This window comes from Pseudomonas sp. JUb42 (assembly GCF_024807945.1).
In the GTDB taxonomy this organism is placed as follows: domain Bacteria; phylum Pseudomonadota; class Gammaproteobacteria; order Pseudomonadales; family Pseudomonadaceae; genus Aquipseudomonas.
The window spans coordinates 679932-699364 of the sequence record NZ_JANUFD010000001.1 but is presented as its reverse complement, the minus strand read 5'-3'; the positions used below and the strand labels follow the sequence as shown (position 1 = coordinate 699364).

General features: G+C 62.4%; 22 protein-coding genes. 2 read left to right on the top strand and 20 right to left on the bottom strand.

The genetic code is table 11. The annotated features are described in order from the left end of the window. Position 1: 1 nt before the first annotated feature. From sctR to M2401_RS03270, 10 genes are read right to left on the bottom strand one after another with little or no spacing between them, the layout of a single operon-like run. On the bottom strand, positions 2–655 hold the full coding sequence (gene sctR / locus M2401_RS03315; protein WP_259099538.1) for a type III secretion system export apparatus subunit SctR: 654 nt from the start codon (positions 653–655) through the stop codon (positions 2–4). After that, positions 652–1665 (bottom strand): type III secretion system cytoplasmic ring protein SctQ, encoded by a 1014-nt coding sequence (gene sctQ, locus M2401_RS03310; RefSeq protein ID WP_259099535.1) that lies wholly within the window; start codon positions 1663–1665, stop codon positions 652–654. Before sctQ ends, sctR begins: the two co-directional genes overlap by 4 nt. Further along, positions 1662–2147, bottom strand: coding sequence for a hypothetical protein (locus tag M2401_RS03305; RefSeq protein ID WP_259099533.1), 486 nt, complete (start codon positions 2145–2147; stop codon positions 1662–1664). The genes sctQ and M2401_RS03305 overlap by 4 nt, the downstream gene beginning before the upstream one ends. A gap of 16 nt (positions 2148–2163) precedes the next feature. Beyond that, on the bottom strand, positions 2164–3486 hold the full coding sequence (locus M2401_RS03300) for a FliI/YscN family ATPase (protein ID WP_259099530.1): 1323 nt from the start codon (positions 3484–3486) through the stop codon (positions 2164–2166). Next, on the bottom strand, positions 3483–4073 hold the full coding sequence (locus M2401_RS03295; protein WP_259099528.1) for a FliH/SctL family protein: 591 nt from the start codon (positions 4071–4073) through the stop codon (positions 3483–3485). The genes M2401_RS03300 and M2401_RS03295 overlap by 4 nt, the downstream gene beginning before the upstream one ends. Beyond that, positions 4066–4704, bottom strand: coding sequence for a type III secretion protein (locus M2401_RS03290; protein ID WP_259099526.1), 639 nt, complete (start codon positions 4702–4704; stop codon positions 4066–4068). The genes M2401_RS03295 and M2401_RS03290 overlap by 8 nt, the downstream gene beginning before the upstream one ends. Beyond that, entirely contained in the window at positions 4701–5474 is a 774-nt protein-coding gene (sctJ, locus tag M2401_RS03285) for a type III secretion system inner membrane ring lipoprotein SctJ (protein ID WP_259099524.1), read from the bottom strand. Before sctJ ends, M2401_RS03290 begins: the two co-directional genes overlap by 4 nt. Before the next feature lie 3 nt (positions 5475–5477). Next, complete coding sequence (locus tag M2401_RS03280) at positions 5478–5921, bottom strand: hypothetical protein (protein ID WP_259099522.1); 444 nt, start codon at positions 5919–5921, stop codon at positions 5478–5480. Between the two features lie 10 nt (positions 5922–5931). After that, entirely contained in the window at positions 5932–6153 is a 222-nt protein-coding gene (locus tag M2401_RS03275; RefSeq protein WP_259099520.1) for a hypothetical protein, read from the bottom strand. 28 nt (positions 6154–6181) lie between these two features. Beyond that, positions 6182–6808, bottom strand: coding sequence for a type III secretion protein (locus tag M2401_RS03270; protein WP_259099519.1), 627 nt, complete (start codon positions 6806–6808; stop codon positions 6182–6184). Positions 6809–7039: 231 nt separating this feature from the next. Between M2401_RS03270 and M2401_RS03265 the strand changes: the two genes are divergently transcribed. Continuing rightward, positions 7040–7813, top strand: a complete 774-nt coding sequence (locus M2401_RS03265; protein ID WP_259099517.1) for a tetratricopeptide repeat protein — start codon at positions 7040–7042, stop codon at positions 7811–7813. A gap of 5 nt (positions 7814–7818) precedes the next feature. On the opposite strand, the gene M2401_RS03260 is transcribed toward M2401_RS03265, so the two are convergent. From M2401_RS03260 to M2401_RS03225, 8 genes are all read right to left on the bottom strand, one after another. Further along, positions 7819–8217 carry a hypothetical protein gene (locus tag M2401_RS03260; protein ID WP_259099515.1) on the bottom strand — a complete coding sequence of 133 codons (399 nt, stop codon included), beginning with the start codon at positions 8215–8217 and terminating at the stop codon, positions 7819–7821. A 13-nt stretch (positions 8218–8230) separates the two neighbouring features. Beyond that, positions 8231–9553, bottom strand: coding sequence for a type II and III secretion system protein family protein (locus tag M2401_RS03255; RefSeq protein WP_259099514.1), 1323 nt, complete (start codon positions 9551–9553; stop codon positions 8231–8233). Continuing rightward, a complete protein-coding gene (gene sctV, locus M2401_RS03250; protein ID WP_259099512.1) occupies positions 9550–11685 on the bottom strand; it encodes a type III secretion system export apparatus subunit SctV in 2136 nt (711 codons plus the stop codon). Before sctV ends, M2401_RS03255 begins: the two co-directional genes overlap by 4 nt. After that, on the bottom strand, positions 11682–12020 hold the full coding sequence (locus tag M2401_RS03245; protein WP_259099510.1) for a M48 family metallopeptidase: 339 nt from the start codon (positions 12018–12020) through the stop codon (positions 11682–11684). The genes sctV and M2401_RS03245 overlap by 4 nt, the downstream gene beginning before the upstream one ends. After that, the gene (locus tag M2401_RS03240; RefSeq protein WP_259099508.1) at positions 12017–12211 is read right to left on the bottom strand and encodes a hypothetical protein; all 195 of its coding nucleotides are present in this window, start codon (positions 12209–12211) and stop codon (positions 12017–12019) included. The genes M2401_RS03245 and M2401_RS03240 overlap by 4 nt, the downstream gene beginning before the upstream one ends. Then, the gene (locus tag M2401_RS03235; protein WP_259099507.1) at positions 12208–12567 is read right to left on the bottom strand and encodes a hypothetical protein; all 360 of its coding nucleotides are present in this window, start codon (positions 12565–12567) and stop codon (positions 12208–12210) included. The genes M2401_RS03240 and M2401_RS03235 overlap by 4 nt, the downstream gene beginning before the upstream one ends. A 74-nt stretch (positions 12568–12641) precedes the next feature. Beyond that, positions 12642–13574 (bottom strand): FHA domain-containing protein, encoded by a 933-nt coding sequence (locus tag M2401_RS03230; RefSeq protein WP_259099505.1) that lies wholly within the window; start codon positions 13572–13574, stop codon positions 12642–12644. Between the two features lie 87 nt (positions 13575–13661). Next, positions 13662–13823 (bottom strand): hypothetical protein, encoded by a 162-nt coding sequence (locus M2401_RS03225; RefSeq protein ID WP_259099503.1) that lies wholly within the window; start codon positions 13821–13823, stop codon positions 13662–13664. Between the two features lie 596 nt (positions 13824–14419). Here M2401_RS03225 and M2401_RS03220 point away from each other — a divergent pair. After that, the gene (locus M2401_RS03220; protein WP_259099500.1) at positions 14420–17857 is read left to right on the top strand and encodes a hypothetical protein; all 3438 of its coding nucleotides are present in this window, start codon (positions 14420–14422) and stop codon (positions 17855–17857) included. A gap of 328 nt (positions 17858–18185) precedes the next feature. Here M2401_RS03220 and M2401_RS03215 read toward each other — a convergent pair whose 3' ends face one another. Beyond that, complete coding sequence (locus M2401_RS03215) at positions 18186–19070, bottom strand: hypothetical protein (RefSeq protein WP_259099498.1); 885 nt, start codon at positions 19068–19070, stop codon at positions 18186–18188. Between the two features lie 86 nt (positions 19071–19156). After that, a complete protein-coding gene (locus M2401_RS03210) occupies positions 19157–19432 on the bottom strand; it encodes a bacteriocin immunity protein (RefSeq protein WP_259099899.1) in 276 nt (91 codons plus the stop codon). Position 19433 lies beyond the last annotated feature (1 nt).

The following is a 19433-nucleotide window of genomic DNA, read 5'->3' as shown; positions in this document are numbered from 1 at the left end:
TTCACCCGTAGCTAAGAATCAGACCGTGCATCAAGCGCGACCAGCCGCTCAACGAGACAAAAAGGAACAGCTTCAGCGGTATTGATATCAACGTCGGTGAGACCATGGACATGCCCATGGCCATGAGCACGTTAGACACCAACAGATCCACCACCAGAAACGGGATGTACAACAGGAAACCGATCTCGAAGGCCCGGGTCAGCTCCGAACTGACAAAGGCCGGGACCAGCACCACCAAGTCGTCATCACGCAGGTCGGCCCGGGCTTCCGGCGACCAGATGGTCTCCGTGGCCTGGACGAAAAAGCCGCGCTCGCTCTGATTGGCAAAACGCGACAGATGCGCCTGCAAGGGTGGGCGCAAGGCCTCGCCGAACTCCTTGACCTGCTCGACGTTCTCCATGTTCAGGTCGCGCCCCTGCACCTGGCGGTACATGTCGCCAATCAGCGGCGTGGTCACATACACCGAGAGGATCAGGGCGATGCCGTACAGCACCAGGTTCGGCGGCGTCTGCTGCACGCCCAGGGCGTTGCGGATCAGGAACAGCACCACGGAAATCTTCATGAAACCGGTCAGGGTCACCACCGCCAGCGGGATGAGACCAATGGTGGCGACGACCAGAATGATCTCGATCAGGTTCGGCTGATAGCCGCTCATGGCGTGGCGAAGCTCAGCAGGCGCACACCCAGGCCTTCACCGACTTGCACCAGCTGGCCTTGGCCGACACGGCGGCCGTTGATCATCAGATCGACGCCTTCCTGCATGCTCGGCGTCAGTTGCAGCAGGCTGCCCGTGCCCAGTTCGCGCAGTTGCGCGAGGGTCATCTCGACACTGCCGACCTGACACACCAGCTTGAGTGGCAGCTCGTTCAGACTCGCTTCCAGACTCGTTTCCAGGCCGCGTCCGGCACCCACTTCGGTCATGTGATGCTCCTTCATAGAATTCACGGCAAAAGGTTGCTCAAGCAGTTGCAGGCGCTGCCCGTCCAGTTGCGCCCGGGCCTGCAGCCCCGTCACAGCGCACAGACGCACCTGGCTGGCGGGCCACGGGTCGAGCATCACCACGTCCCCCGGCAACAGGCTGCGCAGCTCGGCCAGGGTCAGCCAGGCTTCGCCGCTGTCGACGGTCATGGGCAGCGGCAGATGGCCCAGATCGTGGGGCACGGTTGGCGCATAAAGATCAAGGGCGGCGGCCAGCAAATCAGCGCCGTCTTCGTCCATATGCAGTTGCAGCGGCCACTCGGCGGCCTCGCCCAGTTGCACGCCAAGATGCATGGCCAGAGGGCCGCGCACGCGCGGTGTCGGATTGTCCTGGACTCGCAGCGGCAGGCCGAACAGTTGCTCGATGGGCAGGATCAGCGGCAGCAAGGCCTGTTCCAGCAGCAGGCTGCCGGCCAGGCTGTGGGGCTTTACGCTGGCAGGCAGACCAAGCACTCGTAGTGCTTCGTCCGGCAGGCTCAAGGCAAACATTGCCTGGCCCAGGGTCATCCACAGCTCGGCAGCGGTATCCGCCGCAACACCACTCCAGCGCACCGTAAGCGGCTGCCCGGCAAACTGCCCGTGCCAGTCACGCCGTGGCTGATGCAGGCGGTTGTGCAGCGCCGTCCATTGCCGTTCATGCCGGGGCAGGCTGATCTGCGGCCAGACGATGGCCTCGTGGGAGGTCAAGGCGCGCTCCCGGATAGCAGTGCCGACAGGGGCGCAAACAGGTCATCGGCTTCTTCGCGCTGTTCGTTTTGCCGACGCTCGCCCTGCTCCCGACCATCAACCAACACCTGCCAGGCATCAGCCTGACGCTGGCGCGCCGCGCGAGCAATACGGAACACCTCGCGCTCCTGCTCCTGCCCATCAAGCAACTGGCTGACTTCTTCCACGCCGCTTTGCAGTTGCTGGTTGTCGTCTTCCAGTTCGGCCAAGCGCTCCTGGGCCTCGTGCCAGGCATTGATCGACAGGCCTTCGCTGAAACGGCCATAGAGTTTCTCGGCTTCCCGGGCGATGGACTCGCGATGCAGGCGCAGTTTTTCCTTGGCATCATCCAAGGCGACGTTGGTCTCGCGGCACCGCTGTTGCTGCGCAGCCAATTGGCTTGAGGCGCGCTGTTCGCGCAATTGCCGCAGCGCGTGCAGGTTGCGCAGATCGTGGCTGTTCATAGGGTCTCCGTGGTGTTCATGCCAACACCTTGCGCATATGTCTGAGGGTTTCGCCCGGGCTGCTCGGCTCGCCGGCGGCCTGGCGTAAAAAAGCTTCGATGGCGTCGTGGCGGGCGATGGCTTCGTCGGCCAGAGCGTCGCTGCCGGGCGCGTACTCACCGATCCGTATGAGCATTTCGATTTCTGTGCGCCGCGCCATCAACTCGCGGATACGCCGGGCCAGGCGGCGCTGTTCGTCGCTGCTGACCTGATCCATCAGACGGCTGCGGCTGCGCAGCACATCGATGGCCGGGAAGTAGTTGCGCTGGGCCAGTTCGGCGCTCAGCACGATATGGCCGTCGAGGATCGAGCGGGCTTCTTCGGCCACCGGATCGGTCGCGGCATCGCCTTCGGTGAGCACGGTGTACAACGCAGTGATGCTGCCTGTGGCGCCGGGGCCGGCACGCTCCAACAGGCGCGGTAAGGCGGAAAAGAATGACGGCGGATAACCGCGTCGGGTCGGTGGTTCGCCCACTGCCAGGCCGATCTCGCGCTGGGCCCGGGCGAAGCGGGTCAGGCTGTCCATCAACAACAGCACATTTCGGCCCTGATCCCGGTGATATTCAGCCAGAGCGGTGGCGACATATGCGGCCCGCACCCGCTCGGCGGCAGGCCGGTCCGAGGTGGCGACCACGGCGACCGTGCGCTCCCGGGCCTGGGCATCGAGCTGCACGTCCAGCAGCTCGCGCACTTCGCGGCCGCGCTCGCCGATCAGGCCGATGACGATCACATCGGCATTGGTATTACGCACGATGCTCGCCAGCAGCGACGACTTGCCCACTCCCGGCTCGCCGAATACGCCCATGCGTTGGCCCTGGGCCAGGGTCAGCAGGCCGTCGATGGAGCGCACGCCGAGGGACATCGGGTTGACGATCAGTTGCCGGGCAAAAGGCGCCGGCGGTTCGGCATGCAGCGGGTAGCGTTGCAGATTGCCCAAAGGCAGCATGCCGTCGCCGTCCAGATAATCGCCCATGGGGCTGATCACTCGCCCCAGTTGGCCATCGCCGACGCTGACCCCAAGGGTCTCGCCGGTAGCAATGATTTCGGTACGGGTAGACAGCCCTTCCATGGAGCCAATGGGCGAGAGAATCGCTTCGTCTTCATCAAAGCCAATCACTTCGGCGGCGAGGCTGCGACCGGTACTGGGGTCGCGCAACTGGCACAGTTCGCCGATGCGCACACCGGCGACACTGGCCCGCAGCAGCACCCCGCGAATACTGCGGATGGTGCCTTTCATGGGGCGCGGCCGGGCATCGGCCAGACGCTCATGCAGGCGAGGGATCAGCAGTTCCAGGCTCACGGCGCAACCTCGGCAAAGGGCAGCAGGCTGCGGCGCAGGGCTTGTAATTGCACATCCAGGCCCAGTTCCACCGAGCCCACCGGGCTGCTCAGGCGCGCCTGGCCGAAGGTCAACTGATCGTCGGATTCGACAGTGATCGCGGGCAGGCTGTCGAGTTCACTTTTCAGCCGGCGCCGCACCGCTTCCACCTGCAGACGCGGCACAAACAGAGTCAGCGCCTGATCCTGGCGAAAGGCGGCCAAGGCCTTGCGCGTACAACTGACTACGCGCTCGGCATCATCCATGCATTCAAGCACCTCGCGGGCAATGCCCAGGGCCAGATCGGCAAGAGCACTTTCCAGCCCGGCCAGATAGGCTTCAACCTTGGCCGAGGTGTGCGCCAGCAGCGCGCTGACCTGCTCGGCGCCTTCCAGACGGGCGCTTTCGAAGCCTTCAGCGCGGGCCTGCTCCAGCCAGTGGCCGCTGTCCTGGCGGATCAGCTCGGCTTCATCGCGAGCGGCCTGCAAGAAGGCGTAACCATCGGTCCACAGTTGCGCTTCGGCGCCGCGCAAGATACGCGCGGCCGGGCGGCTCGGCAGATTACTCATGCGTCACCTCGACAGGCTTCAGCTCGGCTTCACGGTGGGCAAGGGTCGCCGCAAGGCTGCGCACAATCCGGATATCCACCGGGGTGCGCGGGTCGTGCACGCCCGGATCAGACAGACGCAAACGCAGCCAGTCACGCAATAACGGCGGCTGTGCCTGCAACCAGGCCGAGACACAGAGCGCACCGTCATGATCGATGGCCGCCAGCAGTTCGTCGGGCTGACGCAGCAGGTCCGCTGCCCCGGCCAACGAACGATGAGCCAGGGCCATAGCGAAGACTTCGTTGCCCAGGGCAGCGCGCAACTGGTTGACCACTTCGCTACGAATCTCCCGGCTCAGGGTCGCCGCATGCCAAATGGCGCCACACAGGCGCGGCAGGCGGCGGAAAGCTTCAGGCGTCATCAGCAGCACCGGCAAATCTTCGTCTGCAGGCATGGGTGCCTGGGCCAAAGGTTGCAGCTGAAAGTGCGCCTGCAACAACTCCAGCAAGCGCGGCTGAAAGCGCGGCTCCTTGCGCAAAGCGTGGATGCGCTCGACGGCCACCTCAGCGGGAAAACACGCGGCCAGGCGCTGGCGATCAACGAAAGCCAGGGGTTGCTCAAGCAGTTCCTGCCATTGTTGCACCTGACTCATGAGGCCTCCGGCAAGGCATACAGGCTCTGGCCGCGACGGCGGTGCCACGACTGCCAGGCCAGCACCCCGGCGAGAACCAGTACCAGCAACAGGCTGCCGCCGAACAACAGGCGCGCCTGGGGCAGGTTGTCTTCGAGCATCCAGATGCCCATGAAACTGCTCATGCGCGGCTGGCCGCTGGCGTTATGGGTCGGGATGGCGGCCTTGATTGCCGTCACCGAGACACCGTCGTAACTGAGACCGGAGATGCCGTTGGCGACCAGCGTCTTGATCTGCGGGATCAGCGGGTTGATATCGGTATTGGCGTCGTAGCGCACCAGCACCGAGGCCGACGACGGCGAGATCACCCGCTTGAGCAGGTCGTTGTCGGGCAGTACCACATGCACCCGCGCCGAGACGATGCCGTCGATCTGCGACACGCTGTGGGACAGCTCTTCGCTCAGGGCGTAGACCATCTGCGCGCGCTCCTGCACCGGCGACGACACCAGGCCGTTGCCCTTGAACACCTCGCCCATATTGGCGAAATTCTGCCCCGGCAAGCCGGCTTCATCGAGCAGGGCCATGGCCTCGGCAAAGCGCCGCTCGTCCACCACCAGCTTGAGCTGGCCGTTGTCCTGGACCTTGCGCGAAGCCGGGATGCCGTCGCGCAGCAACACCGCGAGCATGGCATTGGCCTCACGCTCGCTGAGGTTGCTGTACAGGTCCATGTCGCAGGCCTGCAACAGCCCGGCAAGAGCGACGATGATCATCAAACGCGCGGCACGGAGCATGGGTTATTGACCTTTGAGCAGGGTGTTGGCGGAGCCGGAAATCTGCGTCGCGCCCCGCACCACCATCTGCGTTTCAATGGAGTAATCGAACATCTTGCCCAGGGAATGGACGATCTGATCGACCTGTTTATCGCCGACCTTCTTCGCCCCTTCGCCATTGGCGGTGGCCGGAGTGGCGGCGGTTTTTTCCGCAGCCGACGGCGGCTGCGAGGCACCTGAAGGCGCGCCGTTGCCGAGCACTTCGGCGCGCTCGGAGAAACTGCGGGAACGGTCGATGAAACCGTTGAGCCGCTCCATCAGGCCTTCACCGAGCTGATGCGGGCTGGCCCCCTCGGGCATGCCCTTGGAGGTAGTTGCCATATGTTCAAAGAGGTTCTGGGAAGCCTGAAGCCCTCCCTGCCCTCCTGACGGCGGCAATGCCGCCGTGGCTGCGAGACTTGCGGTCATGGCCTGGCCTCTATTCTTCGTCGTCTTCCGACGACTGAGCTTCGTTCAGCATTTCCTGGGCTTTGGGCATGATGATGAACTGCCCGCCGATGGTGACGGCCTGTGTGATCAGGGCCTCGGTGAAATCCTCGTCGCTCATCTCATCCTTGGACTTGTCCACCGCGGCGTTGAACTTGGCTTCGGCGCTGGCCGGTGGGGTGCTGATGCTGCTGTCGATCGGTGCTACGGACATGGGGCTTCTCCTGGTCTGGCTTTAGGGATCAGTTGTCGCTCACGACGCTGCCACGAAACACCCGCATGCCGCGTTCGCGGGCCACGGGCGCGACGACAGGGCGCGGTTGCTGGTCGATATGCTGCTGGATCATGTTCAGATAAGGCGGCGGCCCGGAGACGAACAGTTCGTCGCCGTCAGGACTGGGGCGCATGGACAATTGCTTGCCATACACATCCAGGCCCGCGAGGTAACCGCGTAGTTGATCAAGGTTCAAATGGCCCTGGCCCTTGAACAGGCGCGTGGCGATTTCATCGTCGGCATTGAGGTACAGCACGTTGCCGTCGAAGTACCAGCCCAGGCCGTTGGTGTCGCACAGCTGAGTGAGGAAATCCCCGGCAGTGGCGCCGCGCACAACACTGCGCGACTTGCCCCGGACCTTGTCGGAGAGCACCACGATCAGGCCAAGGTTATGGCCGAATTCGGTGAGAGCGGCACGCACGTCCTGCTCGACCAGGACGTAGGCGTAGGGCTGGCTGAACCAAGTGGGGTCGTCCGTCGATTCGGCAAAAGCAGGCAGCGGCGCCAGAAGCAGCAGGCACAACACAAGCCTCACTTTACGCAAACACCACATGCTCAGCCGAGACAAAAGCCCCTCTTGTGGGAGCGAATTCATTCGCGAAGAGGCCTGCGCATTCGCCGCATTGCCGTCGCCTGAAATACCGTCTTCGCGAATAAATTCGCTCCCACCCTGCTCAGGGTTTGCTGCGCGACAGCGCGGTGTCGAAGACGCGGCGAGGCCTTGCGTGGATCGTGATGCCGATATGAAATCCTGGTGTACATAACGGTCGCTATTGCCGACTAAATCGCTAAGATGACCATCCCGTTGTCCGGCCGAGACCTGTTTATGTTCAACCGCTTGCCGTTGCTGATCGCCACCGCCCTGCTTGCCTCCTGCGCCGGCCAGCCACCGACCGATGACAGCTATGCACGCTTCATGAGCCTGGCCGGTGATCTGCAGAAACGCGGCGATGCAACCACGGCCGCGTCGCTGTACGAGAAGGCCACGCAGCAGCCGGGCAGCCATGTCGAGGCCTGGTTGAAGCTCGGTGAGACGCGTCTGGCCAGCGGCGATGCCCGCAGTGCCGAGCGGGCTTACCAGCAGGCCCTGGAACTCAAGCCCGGTAACGTCGATGCCCTGCTCGGTCTGGGTACCACTCAAGTGCGCCTGGGCAAACTGGACCGCGCCGTCACCGCCCTGACCCAGGCGGCCAACACGGGCAATCGCGCCGATGCCTGGAACCGCCTGGGCATCGCCGAGATCCTGCGTGGTCAGGCCCCAGCCGCGCAAAGCGCCTTCAGCAAGAGCGTCGCCCTCGTCCCCAACGACCTCGACAGCCGCTGCAACCTGGCCCTGGCCTACGCCCTCGGCGGGCAGGCGCAGCAGGCCCTGGACACCATTCACAGCGTCGCCCAGTCGCCCCGTGCGCAACCCCGGCATCAGCGTAACGAGCTGCTGATCACCGTGCTGGCCGGACGCGAGCAGGACGTCGCCGGCATGACCCTGGAAGACATCCCCGCCGCCGAGCGCCAGACCCTGCTGATCGAAGCCAGGCGCATCAAGGCCATCGCCGACCCGGCCGTACAGGCCCGGGAGCTGGGGCTGGTGGACGCTCACTAAGGCCTTCATTGCTTTTCCTGCTTGTCGGCGCGGGACTCTTGTTCGTCCTTGCGCCGACGCAATTCTTCACGGTCATAGCCGTCGATATACACCTGGGCCGCCCGGCCCACAGGCGCGGCCATGGTCGGCCCGGTGGCACGGCCCTGGAACAGATCGCCGCGCTGCTCGACCATCTGCAGCAGCGTGAGATTGTTGGCGCAACCCGGTGCCAGCAGCGGCACGTAGTCCTCATCGGTCTCAAAGACGTCTTCGGCAGGCGGCTTCAGGCATTCCACCGGCAGCAGTTCGACCCGGCCATCAGCACCAACCAGGCGTTGGTAGTCCGGCGAGTAGGACGCAGGCTCCAAGTGGTTCTTGCAACCAGCCAGCAGGAGGATCAGGAGTGGCAGGACAAAGGGCTTCATGGTCGCTCCGTGATCAATTCATGTAGAAGCCGAACCGGCCGCCCTGGCGCGGTCCGGCCGAGGCCGTGGTGGTCGCGGCGCCGGGTAGCGGATCCAGCGGCGTGGCCAGGGTGCGGCCACGTACCGGCTGCACCAGGTACGGCGTGATCAGGATCACCAGTTCGGTTTCGTTGCGCTGGAAACGCTTGGAGCGGAACAGGTTGCCGAGGATCGGCATGTCACCAAGCATCGGCACCTTTTCCACGTCCTGACTGCTTTCGCGCTGGAACAGTCCGGCAATGGCGAAGGTCTGGCCGCTGCCCACTTCCACCCGGGTATCGGCGCGGCGCACGCGGAACGACGGCACCAGGTAGCCATTGACGTTGACCGTATTGCTGCCCATCAGGCTGCTGACTTCCGGACGCACTTGCAGGGCGATGCGACCGTTGGGCAACAGGGTCGGGCTGAACAGCAGCGAGACGCCGTAGGACTTGTATTCGATGCCCACCAGGTCGCGATTGACCGGCACCGGCACGGCGACTTCGCCACCGGCAAGGAAGCTTGCGGTCTGGCCGGTCATGGCGGTGATATTGGGTTCGGCGAGAATCTCCAGGATGCCGTTACTTTGCAGGGCTTCGAGCATCGCATCGATATTCAGGTTGCCCGAGGCCAGCCCGGCGCTCACCACGTTCGATGCGCCGCTGGCGGCATCGGCCGCCAGGGCACCACCGGTCAGCAGGCCGAACGAGAAGGTGCCGTTATTGAACAGGGCATTCCAGTTCACCCCGTAGCGCAGCAGCTCCGAGCGCGAGACTTCGGCAAAGCGCACACGGATGTTGACCTGGGCCGAGCCGCTGTATTCGGTGCTGTTCAGGGCCGGTTGCATGCCCTGCCCCTGTACGCTGAGCAAGGCATTGAGATCGGTGGCTTCGCCGACATCCTGCACCGTGCCCTTGGCCACCAGACGATTAACGGCGGCGCTGATATGGGCGCTGCTGTCCGGGTGCAGATCCTTGAGCGGGCGGCTGACGCCCTGACTGCTGCTGTTCACCGCCAGATTCAGCGAGGCGACCTGCTGGCCATCGCTGCCCAAGGCGATCAGGCTGGTCTGGCCCGGCGCCTTGCCGAAGATATAAATCACGCCGGGGGACACCACTTGCAGGTCGGCCACCCCTGGCTCGGCCACCAGTACCGACTCTACCGGCGCCTTGAAATGCAGGATGCGCCCCTCGCCGGAGGCTAGATCCAGCGTGGCATTACTGCCTTTGGCGATGTCCTGGGCAACGGCCAGCAGCGGCAAAAAAGTCGCCAGCAGACCCAGATAACGGATGACGCGCACGGCGGAAAAACAGGTCATGAAGCATTCGCCAGAGAAGAAGGAGTCGGAGTAGCGGAACGCTGCGGTGCATCACTGAGGCTGACGGTGCCAACGGCCTGCAGGTTGTATTCCCCCGCCAGCTCGCGGAACGACAGCACCGCCAGCTCGATCTCGCCGCGCACGATCAGGCGGCGCAGGGCGCGGCGCAGTTCCGGGTGAGCCAGCAGTACGGTGCGGCGGTCATCGGGCAGGCGCTCGCAGATATGCCGCAGCTGCACGAGTACGGCGCGGCTGGTCTGCTCCGGGATCGAGTCGCGGCTACCGTCCTGACGGCGCAGGCTGGAGCGCAGTTGTTCTTCCAGAGCGGGCGCCAGGACAAAGGCGCTGATCACCCGATTGCGATCGGCATACTGATGACTGATCTGCCGTGCCAGAGCGGCGCGCAAGTGTTCGGCCAGGCGCGCGGCATCCACTTCGCGGCCGCCCCACTCAACCATGGCTTCGAGCAACGCACGCTGATTGCGGATCGACACACCTTCAGCGACCAGGCAACGCAAGGCTTCGGCCACCCGTTGCAAAGGCACGCTGCGCAACACTTCCTTGACCAGTTCGCCGTAGTTGCCTTCCATGCGCTCGAGCAACGCACGGGTCTCCTGAATGCCAAGGAAGTCGGCGGCATAGCGGCGCAAGGTACGCTCGAGCACGGCGCGCAGGATCTCGTCGGGGAACAGAAAGCCGACCCCGGCCTCTTCCAGGCGCGCTTGATGATGCCTTTCGATCCACTGCCCCGGCCGCTGGCTCAGGGGTGAGTCGGCTTCCAGCGCCGGGATATCCAGCAACTGCGCGTGCACCGGGTCGTCCTTGAGCAACAGGCAATCCACCGGCAGCTCGCCTTCGCAGACCGGCACGCCTTCCAGCTCGATAACAAAGCGCTGGGCTGCGGCCTTGCGCTCGGTATAGATCTCGGCCTCGGGCACCTCAATACCCAGGTCGCCGCGAATCTCGTGGCACAGGGCCTCGATGCGTTGGCGCAGAGGCTGCTCCGGTGCCGATGCGGCCAGCCCCGGTCCGAGGATCAGCAGCAGGCGGCAGTCCAGAGGCTTAATCAGCAGCGGTGCCGATTCGACCGTTTCGTATTCGTGCACCTCGCCCGGCGCCTCTTCCACCACGGCTTGCAGCGGTTGCACCCTCTGCCGCCGCCACATGAAAAACGCCGAGGCACCGAGGATCGCCGCCAGGCCGATAAAAACCAGCGCCGGGAAGCCAGGCAGCAGGGCGACACCCAGCAGGATAAGTGCAGTCAGGCTCAGGGCGCGATGACTGGCGCCCAGTTGGGCCAGGATCTCAGTGCCGAGGTTGCCTTCGGTGTTATCGCTGTTGACCCGGGTCACCACGGTGCCCGCCGCCACGGAAATCAGCAGCGCCGGAATCTGTGCGATCAGGCCATCGCCCACGGTCAGTAGCGAATAGGTATGTACCGCCACGCCGAAGGGCATGTCCCGCTCAAGCATGCCGATCAGCATGCCGCCAAGCAGGTTGACCGCGAGGATCACCAGACCGGCGATGGCATCGCCCTTGACGAATTTCATGGCGCCGTCCATCGCGCCGAACATCTGGCTTTCCCGCTCCAGCCGCGAACGCCGACGCCGCGCTTCCGGCTGATCGATATCGCCGTTGCGCAGGTCGTTGTCGATGCTCATCTGCTTGCCGGGCATGGCGTCCAGAGTGAAACGTGCCGCCACTTCCGCGACTCGCTCGGCACCCTTGGTGATCACCACGAACTGCGCCACGGTGATGATCAGGAACACCACCAGCCCCACCACTACCTGCCCGGCAATCACAAAATCACCGAACGCCTTGACGATATGCCCGGCGTTGCCGTCGAGCAGGATCAGGCGCGTGGTGGTGATGGACAGGGACAGACGAAACAACGTGCTGAGCAGAATCAGCGGCGGCAGCGCCGAGAACTCCACCGAGTGGGAGATGTAGAAGGCGACGATAAGGATCAGAATGCTCAGCGCGATGTTCAGGCCGATGAGCATGTCGACCAGATAAGTCGGCAGCGGGATGATCATCATGACGATGGCCATCAGCATAAAGGCGACGATAATCACGTCGGTGCGCTGTGCGGCTATGCGAGCCAGGCCGTTGAGCCGGTTCATCAGGTTCATGCCGCCGCCCTCCGCGCCGCCAGATAGCGCTTGAAGCACTGCCGCGCCTCTTCCGTGCGTGCGCCGCGCCACAGGGCCCGGCTGCGCAGCAACAACAGGCTGCTGGACTCGCCTTCCTGTTCGGCCAGACGGTCCAGCGCATTAAGGGCGCGTTCGGCATCACCGCTGTCGGTAAAGGTCATGGCCAGGGTGCGCAGCAGTGTGCTGTCCTCGGGGGCCATTTGCACGGCGATCAACAGCATCACCAGGGCACGCTGGGCCTGGCCGCTGCGGCGATACAGATCGCCCATGCCCTTGAGCAGTTCGATGCAGTCCTGATCGTCACGCGCGGTCATTGCAGAACCCCTTGTGGCAGCAAAAAAAACAGATAGCCCTCTGAAATAAATGGTTTTTTGTGGGAGTGAATTCCTTCGCGAATGGGGTAGTACAGTCGATACATCGCTGTCGCCTGAAATACCGCTTTGGCGAATGAAGTCACTCCCCCCTGCCAAGTGTTCGCGGCTCCTGTGCCGAAGAAGATGCTCATACCTGCACCTCGGCACGCTGCTGTTCCAGACTCTGGCGCATATGAATTTCCTCGCGAATCAGGTCTTCAGCCAGGGTCTTGATCTCAGGCTCGGCATCCAGCCCGGGCAGGACTTCGTCCAGCAAATAGTTGAGAATTTCCAGTGAGCGCGTGCTGCCGAACAGCTCCGGGCTGACGCCTTCGCTGCTGCCCGCCTGCTCGACATCGCCGCGCAACGAGCGCCGCGCCACGCCCTCGCGCTTGCTCAGCACCGCCTCGAAGCGCGCGCTCTGGCGCGCAACCACCGGACGAATGCTCTCGACCGCGGCCGTCTTGTCGGTAGGCGTGGGCAGTAAGGGGCGCGGATCGACTCTCATCAGGCAAGGCTCAGCTATTTGGATTCACAAAATGTGGACCTGCCCGTAGGAGCGGCGTGCCGGTTCCACAGTCATCACAGGGTCAACGTAAACCGCTCTTCACCCCTGGCCAAAATCACCTGGTTGTTTTCGATGCGCTCCAGCATCCAACCATCGGCCAGGGCCGCGCCGGGGTACAGGCGGCGGCCGCTGTCGTTGATCACGTACGGATTGGTGCCGAACCACACTGCCTGGAACCGCACCCGCGGCTTGGCGATTTCGCTGTGCTGGGTGACGTTGGCCTGGAGCAGCACCTGCTGGCCGAACTGTTGGTCATAGGCCTGTTGCAGGGCGATCCAGCGCGATTTTTGTGTTGGGTCGTAGGCGCCTTCGGCGATCAACTGGCCGCCCGCCTCGCTGACCCGGATACCCTTGAGGTCGGCGGCAGAGAGTTGCTGATCAAGCCAGATATGCGCCTGGGCTGGCGTGTTGACCGGCACCTGAGGCACGCGGGTCGGGGCGCTGACAACCAGTGCCGCCGGGGCGATCGGTTCGCTGCGAAAGGCAAAGGCGCCCACGCACAACACCATCAGCACCAAGGCCAACAGCCAGTGCAATTTGCTGCGCCAGATCGAGGCCTGTGCCGCAGCGGGCGCGCGCTCGGGCGAGCTGCTGTCCAGACGCAGGCGCGCGTCGCCCAGGCCGATTTGCAGCGGCAGGCGGGCACGATGGCCATTACCTTTGGGGATGCGGGTTTGCTGCCCGTGCAGGTCGACGACAATCAGGTCGCCACCCAAGGCTTCGACGGCCACGCGGCCATCGACGAAGCGCAGCACCATATGCCGTTCGGCGATACCGGCGTCGCTGAGAATGAGATCGGCGCTGGAGGCGCTGCCGACAATGTAAACGGCACTGTCCAGAGTCAGATTGACGCCTTGGTGCAGGCCATGGGTGATGCTGAGCACGGGTGCGCTCTCGCCTGATGCCGAGGAACGGGGCACCGAGGTCAAGGAAATAAGGGCTGTCATGGGCGGATTACCATCAAGGGGTCCACAGGCATCGCCAACTCAGCGGCAGGATATGCGGGCCGCAATGGCGCAGCCCGCATGACAACATCAGTTCTGCGGACGTTGTTTGGTTGCATCGAGCTCAGCTTTCTTGGCTGTGGTCAGCTCGGTGATCTTTGCTGACTTCTCGATTGCCATGTTGAAAGTGGCTTCCATTTTGGCGATGGCTGCATCGGCGCCGCCGGAGCTTACTGGAGGAACATCACTCATTTTGGAACTCCTTGATGGGGATGGGGGTGAAGGTATGAAAACTTCAAACGCCACAGCGCAGCGCATTGAAAAGTTGTGCGAGCAACGAATATCGATGAATAACCTGGCATGGCTGACATCGCTGTTTTGCACGGATCAATAGTAGGCAGGGGCAATTGTTTGATGCTGTGAAAACTTGTGAAACCTTATGAGCAGGCTGGGAACACGGGATTAACAAGTTTTCCAACACAGACAAGAATACTTCGCAGACGAGACTTTTTATTCTGTGCCATTGAACTTTTTGTCTATTTCTTAAACCACACAAGCCATATGACCTGCACACCGCCCTTCAACGCTACAAGCCTTATAAATCAAGGATTGCATGATAGGCACAAGGTCTGTTTCGCAGTTGTGAAATGTTGCGAAAACTCAGCAGGGCCATGTGTTTTTTCCCTGCCGGACTGATAGTGTCCGGCAAGTTCCGGCACCTTCGTGAACAGCCGAATCAATAAAAACGTGCGACACATCACACTATTAAATAAAGACGCCGACAGCAATAACGACGTCATAAAACAACTACGCCCCTGCCCCAATGGTTACATCAGGAGTTCAATCGTATGTCGACCCGCCCCTTGACCAACACGCCCGACACCCAACCGTTGACCCGGGCGGCGGTGATACCGAAAACCCTGTTCACTACCTTACTCAAGAGCAGCGTAGAGAAAGCCGATCAGTACCGACCGGCCACGGCCGACGAGAAATCCCCGGCCTTGAAGGATCTCAAGTCCATCGAAAAACCGGGCACCGTGGCCGCCGATACCGTGCGCTATGTCACCGAGGACGGCGACCATGTGATGGTCAGCAAATCCACCAACCCCAAACTGTATCAGCAGATCGTCGACGCTCAGCCGGCCCTGCAAGGCATCAAGGACAGCGTCGGCGAAGGCTATGAATTGACCGCCCCGGATGCCACGGCGCCAGAGACACTGGGGGCTTACAAGTTTATCGGCCCGCCGGACGAGAAAGGTCCGGGGCTGATCCGTTATGTGACCGAGGACGGCAAGTCGTTCATCGTTTCCGAGCAGGAAAATCCCGAGCTGTTCAAGCAGGTGTCGGCGGACTTCAAAGCCCTGTCCGGGATCAACGCCAGCGAAGCCGACGGCTACGTGCGGGTCGGTGCCGATCAGCAGGCGCCGGAAAAACTCGGCGATTACCAGGCGGTTGGCCCGGCCGAAGAAATGGGTCCGGGGGTGGTCCGTTACGTCACCCAGGACGGGCAGAAATACGTGGTCTCCGAGCGCGACAACCCCGAGCTGTATCAGCAGGTGACCGGCGCTTACGACAGCCTTTCCGGCCTGACCAGCAGCGAAGCCGATGGCTATCGCCGTGCCGGTGACAACGAAGTCTGGCCGCCCTACAGCGGCATCACCGTCGGCCCGGTGGACGAAGTCGGCCCTGGCCTGATCCGCTATGAGACCGGCGACGGCGAAAAAGTCGTGGTGGCCAAGGACGACAATCCAAAACTGTTCGAATACCTCGCTGGCCTGCACGAGGTCATCACCGACCCGGCCAAGTCCGGCGATATCAATACCGCCCTGAATAACGGCGCGACCCTGGCCGACGCCAACACGCCGATTCCGACCCTCAACGACTTCAAGAACTTCAACTGGACCATCGGCCAGGAAGGCAACACCCTGACCTATGAAACCCACGACGGGCAGAAAGTGGTGGTGTCCAAGGACCTCGCGCCGGAGCTGTTCAAGGCCGCGACCACCGCCAACGACACCTGGTCGAAGATCCACAGCAGCGAGGCCGAAGGCTACAAGCTGGCCGGGCCGGATGATTTCCTGAAGAACAAGGACATGACCTTCGGCTCACCGGACGAGCTGGGCGACGGCCTGATTCGCTATGAAACCGACGAAGGCAAGGTGATCGTCTCCAAGGAACTCAGCCCGCAACTCTATGACGATGTCGTGGCCAAGTGGGAAGCCTCCACCGAAGGCGCCGTCGACGACACCCGCAGCAAACACGATCTGCCGCCTGCGGACGAACTGGACGTGCTTAACCTCAAGACCGGAGTCAAGGCCGACGACAAAGACGACTCGTCACCGGAATTGACCGTCAGCGAATTGGCCACCAAGGAGCTGCTGGACACTTACCGTGAAGGCGTCAAGGACGGTTCCATCGCCAAGGACGATCCGCGGGCCAAGCTGGTCCGCGCCCTGGAAGCCCAGGCGGCCTACCAGAACGGTCGCGGCCTGACCGGCTACGAAGAAGAGCCCGGCGCATTCGGCGGCACCTGGCGGGTGTTCGATGACAAGCAGACCGAGCTGTCTTCGGCCGACATGCACGACATCATCGACGGCGGCAAACTCCAGGAGCAGATCACCACGCTGTTCTCCGATCCCACGGTGCAGGCCGATTACAAGGGCAAGATGGACGATGCGATCAACCGTATCCCCAATAAAGACGAGGTCAAGCAGAAGCTCCTCGACCTGACCAATAACCCTGAATACGTGGCTTATCTCAAGGACCTGCAAAACCAGGGCAAGGCTCACGAAGCTCAGGAAGACCTGAGCAATACCCTGACGTCGCTGTCGATGTTTGACCAGGACGCCGCGACCAAGGCCGCCCAGTCGATCCAGGCCGACGGCCTGACCAGCGACCTCAACGACCTGATCGGCGACCCGAGCAAGATCAGCGACGAGAACAAGGAACTGGCGACCAAAGACCTGTTCGGCCTGCTCAAGGGCGTGCTCAAGGGCGAGCTGTTGGACATGCCGCGGCGCACCCAGGAAGTCATCGAGAAATTCCTCGAAGAAGGCATGCAGGGCAAGGAGAAATCCTCGGCCGTGACCAAGGCCCTGGAAGAACTGGGCGAGGTCTACAAGACCAATGGCAGTATCAGCGAGGCCGACCTCAAGACTGCTCTGTCCAAACCCTACATTCCGATTGCCGATCGCGGGGCCCTCGGCGAAGTGTTCAGTGCGCTCAATACCAAGGGCATCCTCGGCTCGCTGGGCGCGGGCGTCACCCTGTTCTCGGGGATTTACCAACTGGTCGGCGACGGCGGCAAACTCGGTGAAACACCGCTGCAACGCCTGTCCATCGCCAAGGACTTCCTCAGCTTTGCCGGGTCAGGCAGCCACTTTGTCCGCCTCGGCGACAAGATCGGCGAGCTGATGGGCAAAGGCGGCATGGTCGACTTCCTCGGCCTGGACAAGACCCTGCCGGAAATCTGGGGCAAAAACGGCGTGCAGGGCGACAAGTTCGAACTCAAGGTCAGCGATCTGCCGGAAGCGACCAAGGCCAAGATCAGTACAGCCCTGGACTCAGTACCCGGCGCCAAGCTCGGCGACCTCTCGGATATTCTTGGCGATGGTGCCGGTAACGCGGACGCAGCTAATAAGGTCTACGGCGGCATCACCCAGCGCCTGGACGACGCGGTATCCAGCGCCAGTGGCGCCAAGCTGGCAGCGGGCAAGGCTGGCAAGATCGCCGGTTCGGTGATCAAGGTCCTCGGCCCGGCCACGGATATCGTCGGCGGCTTTGCCGATATCGTTCTCGGTGCCTTCACCATCAAGAGCGGCATCGAGTCCGGCGACCCCCTGGCCAAGGCCGCAGGCGGCCTGCAGATTGCCGGTGGCGCCTTCGGTGCCTCGGCGGGCGTACTCGGCGCCGCAGCACTGGTCGGCGCCGGTTCCGCCGCCGCCCTCACCGGGCCGTTCTTCCTGGTCGGCGTGGTGCTGGCGGTGGTGGGCGGGATCATCGGCTACTTCGTCGATCACAACAAAAAACAGAAGGCCAGCGAGAAGGAAAACGACTGGTACCGCGACCTCGCCGCCGACGGCCTGCTGCAATCGGATTGGGCCGACAAGGTCGAATACGCCCACTACTCGATCCACAGCTACGGCGACCGCGAAGCCCCGGACGACGACAGCCTGTTCCGCTTCCAGAGCGCCGAATGGCAACACTTCGACGAGACACCGCAGAAAGGCGGCTCATCGAGTAATCGCCTGGATGAGGATCTGCATGTGGATTACGACAAGAAATAGCGGGTGACGGAGACAGCCCCGTGAGAGCGAACGCGGTGTATCCGATGCACCGCGTCGAGGCCTTCGCGGGCAAGCCCGGCTCCAACCAAACCACCCAAACCTGTGGGAGCGAGGCCTGGCCGCGAAGAATATGACGCGGTGTATCAGATGCACCGCGTCGAGGTCTTCGCGGGCAAGCCCGGCTCCAACGAAACCACGCAAACCTGTGGGAGCGAGGCTTGCCCGCGAAGAATATGACGCGGTGTATCAGTTGCGCCGCGTCAACCGCTCCATCACCAACAAGTTGGCTCCTACATGTGAGGTGGTGCGCCTGATACACCGCCTCTCATCAAGCGCCGGTATAGCGCAGTTCAGCCAATACAGCCGGGTTCGAAGCCCCCGCCTGAGCACTCAACACGCCGGCAAACGCCAGAACAGCTCGCTCGATATCCTTTTGCAGCTCAAGCACAGCCTTTTCGACTTCCGCGCTCATTTTGGGCCCTGCCACCACGTGAACAACCGACCTCGTATCGCCACGACCCTCAACGGAGGTCTCTGCCGATGGCAACGAATCAGTGGGCCCAGCTTCGACAGCCGTTTCGCCCACCGCCTGCTCCAGCGCCTCACGGGCTGCCTGCAGCGCCTGCTCCTCAGCCTTGCGTTGAGCCAACGCCCTGGCGGCTTCCTCGATCTGCCGCTGAGCCAGTTGCAGGGCGGCTTCTTCTGCACGTCGGCGAGCCGCCGCTGCCTCTTCGGCCTGACGTTGCGCCAACTGACGTACCGCTTCCTCGGCCTGAAGCCGGGCTCGCTCGCGCGCAGCCTCCTGCTCAGCTCGACGCCGGGCCTCCTGACGCTCCTGCTCTTCCAGCCGAGGCTGAAGGCCAGCCATTGCATCGCGGAACTGGGTCAGGAAGCGGATGCACTGCAAAAAGAAGTTGGCATTGACCGTCATCGAGTAGAAATCTGTCGCGCCATGCCCCGGCAGGCTGCGCAGTTGCATCATGTTTTCGACGTCGGCCTTGCTGGACTGAACATTGCCCCACATGAACTGCACGTTTGCCACATGGGCAGGATCAAGCCCGGCATGCTTGGCGCCAATCAGGTGATTGGCCATCGCCCAATAACGCGCGACAATTTGAACCGGGGAGATTCCTTGGGTCGAACCCACATAAGCGTGGAGTTCGCCCTGCAGGAAATTAGGTAGTTGGTGCAGATGGTGATTGAATTCTTCCATGATGGATAACTCTCTTGAAAATTTAGTGTGATGGTATTATGGCCTGCCGGCTTTACACTTAGTCAGGCAGGCCTTATTAAGATAATTCAGGAAGCTTTAAACCCGGGTTTGCCATTTTGTGCTCGCCACTCTTTTACTTCTTTGAGGATGCCTTCAGGGCTGTCCTCCTGGCCTTCGCGGGGGTAGAAAATCACATCGGACTTCGCAGGATGTTCTGTAATCGCCACAAAATACTTTACAAACTCTATAGTAGATTTCTCGTGCTCCTTCCCTTCCAAATGGTTTCTGCCGTAAGAAAAATGATTGAGAAGTTCAAGAAACTCAAACTCAGTGTAATCAGTTATTTTTTTGCTGAAATCAATA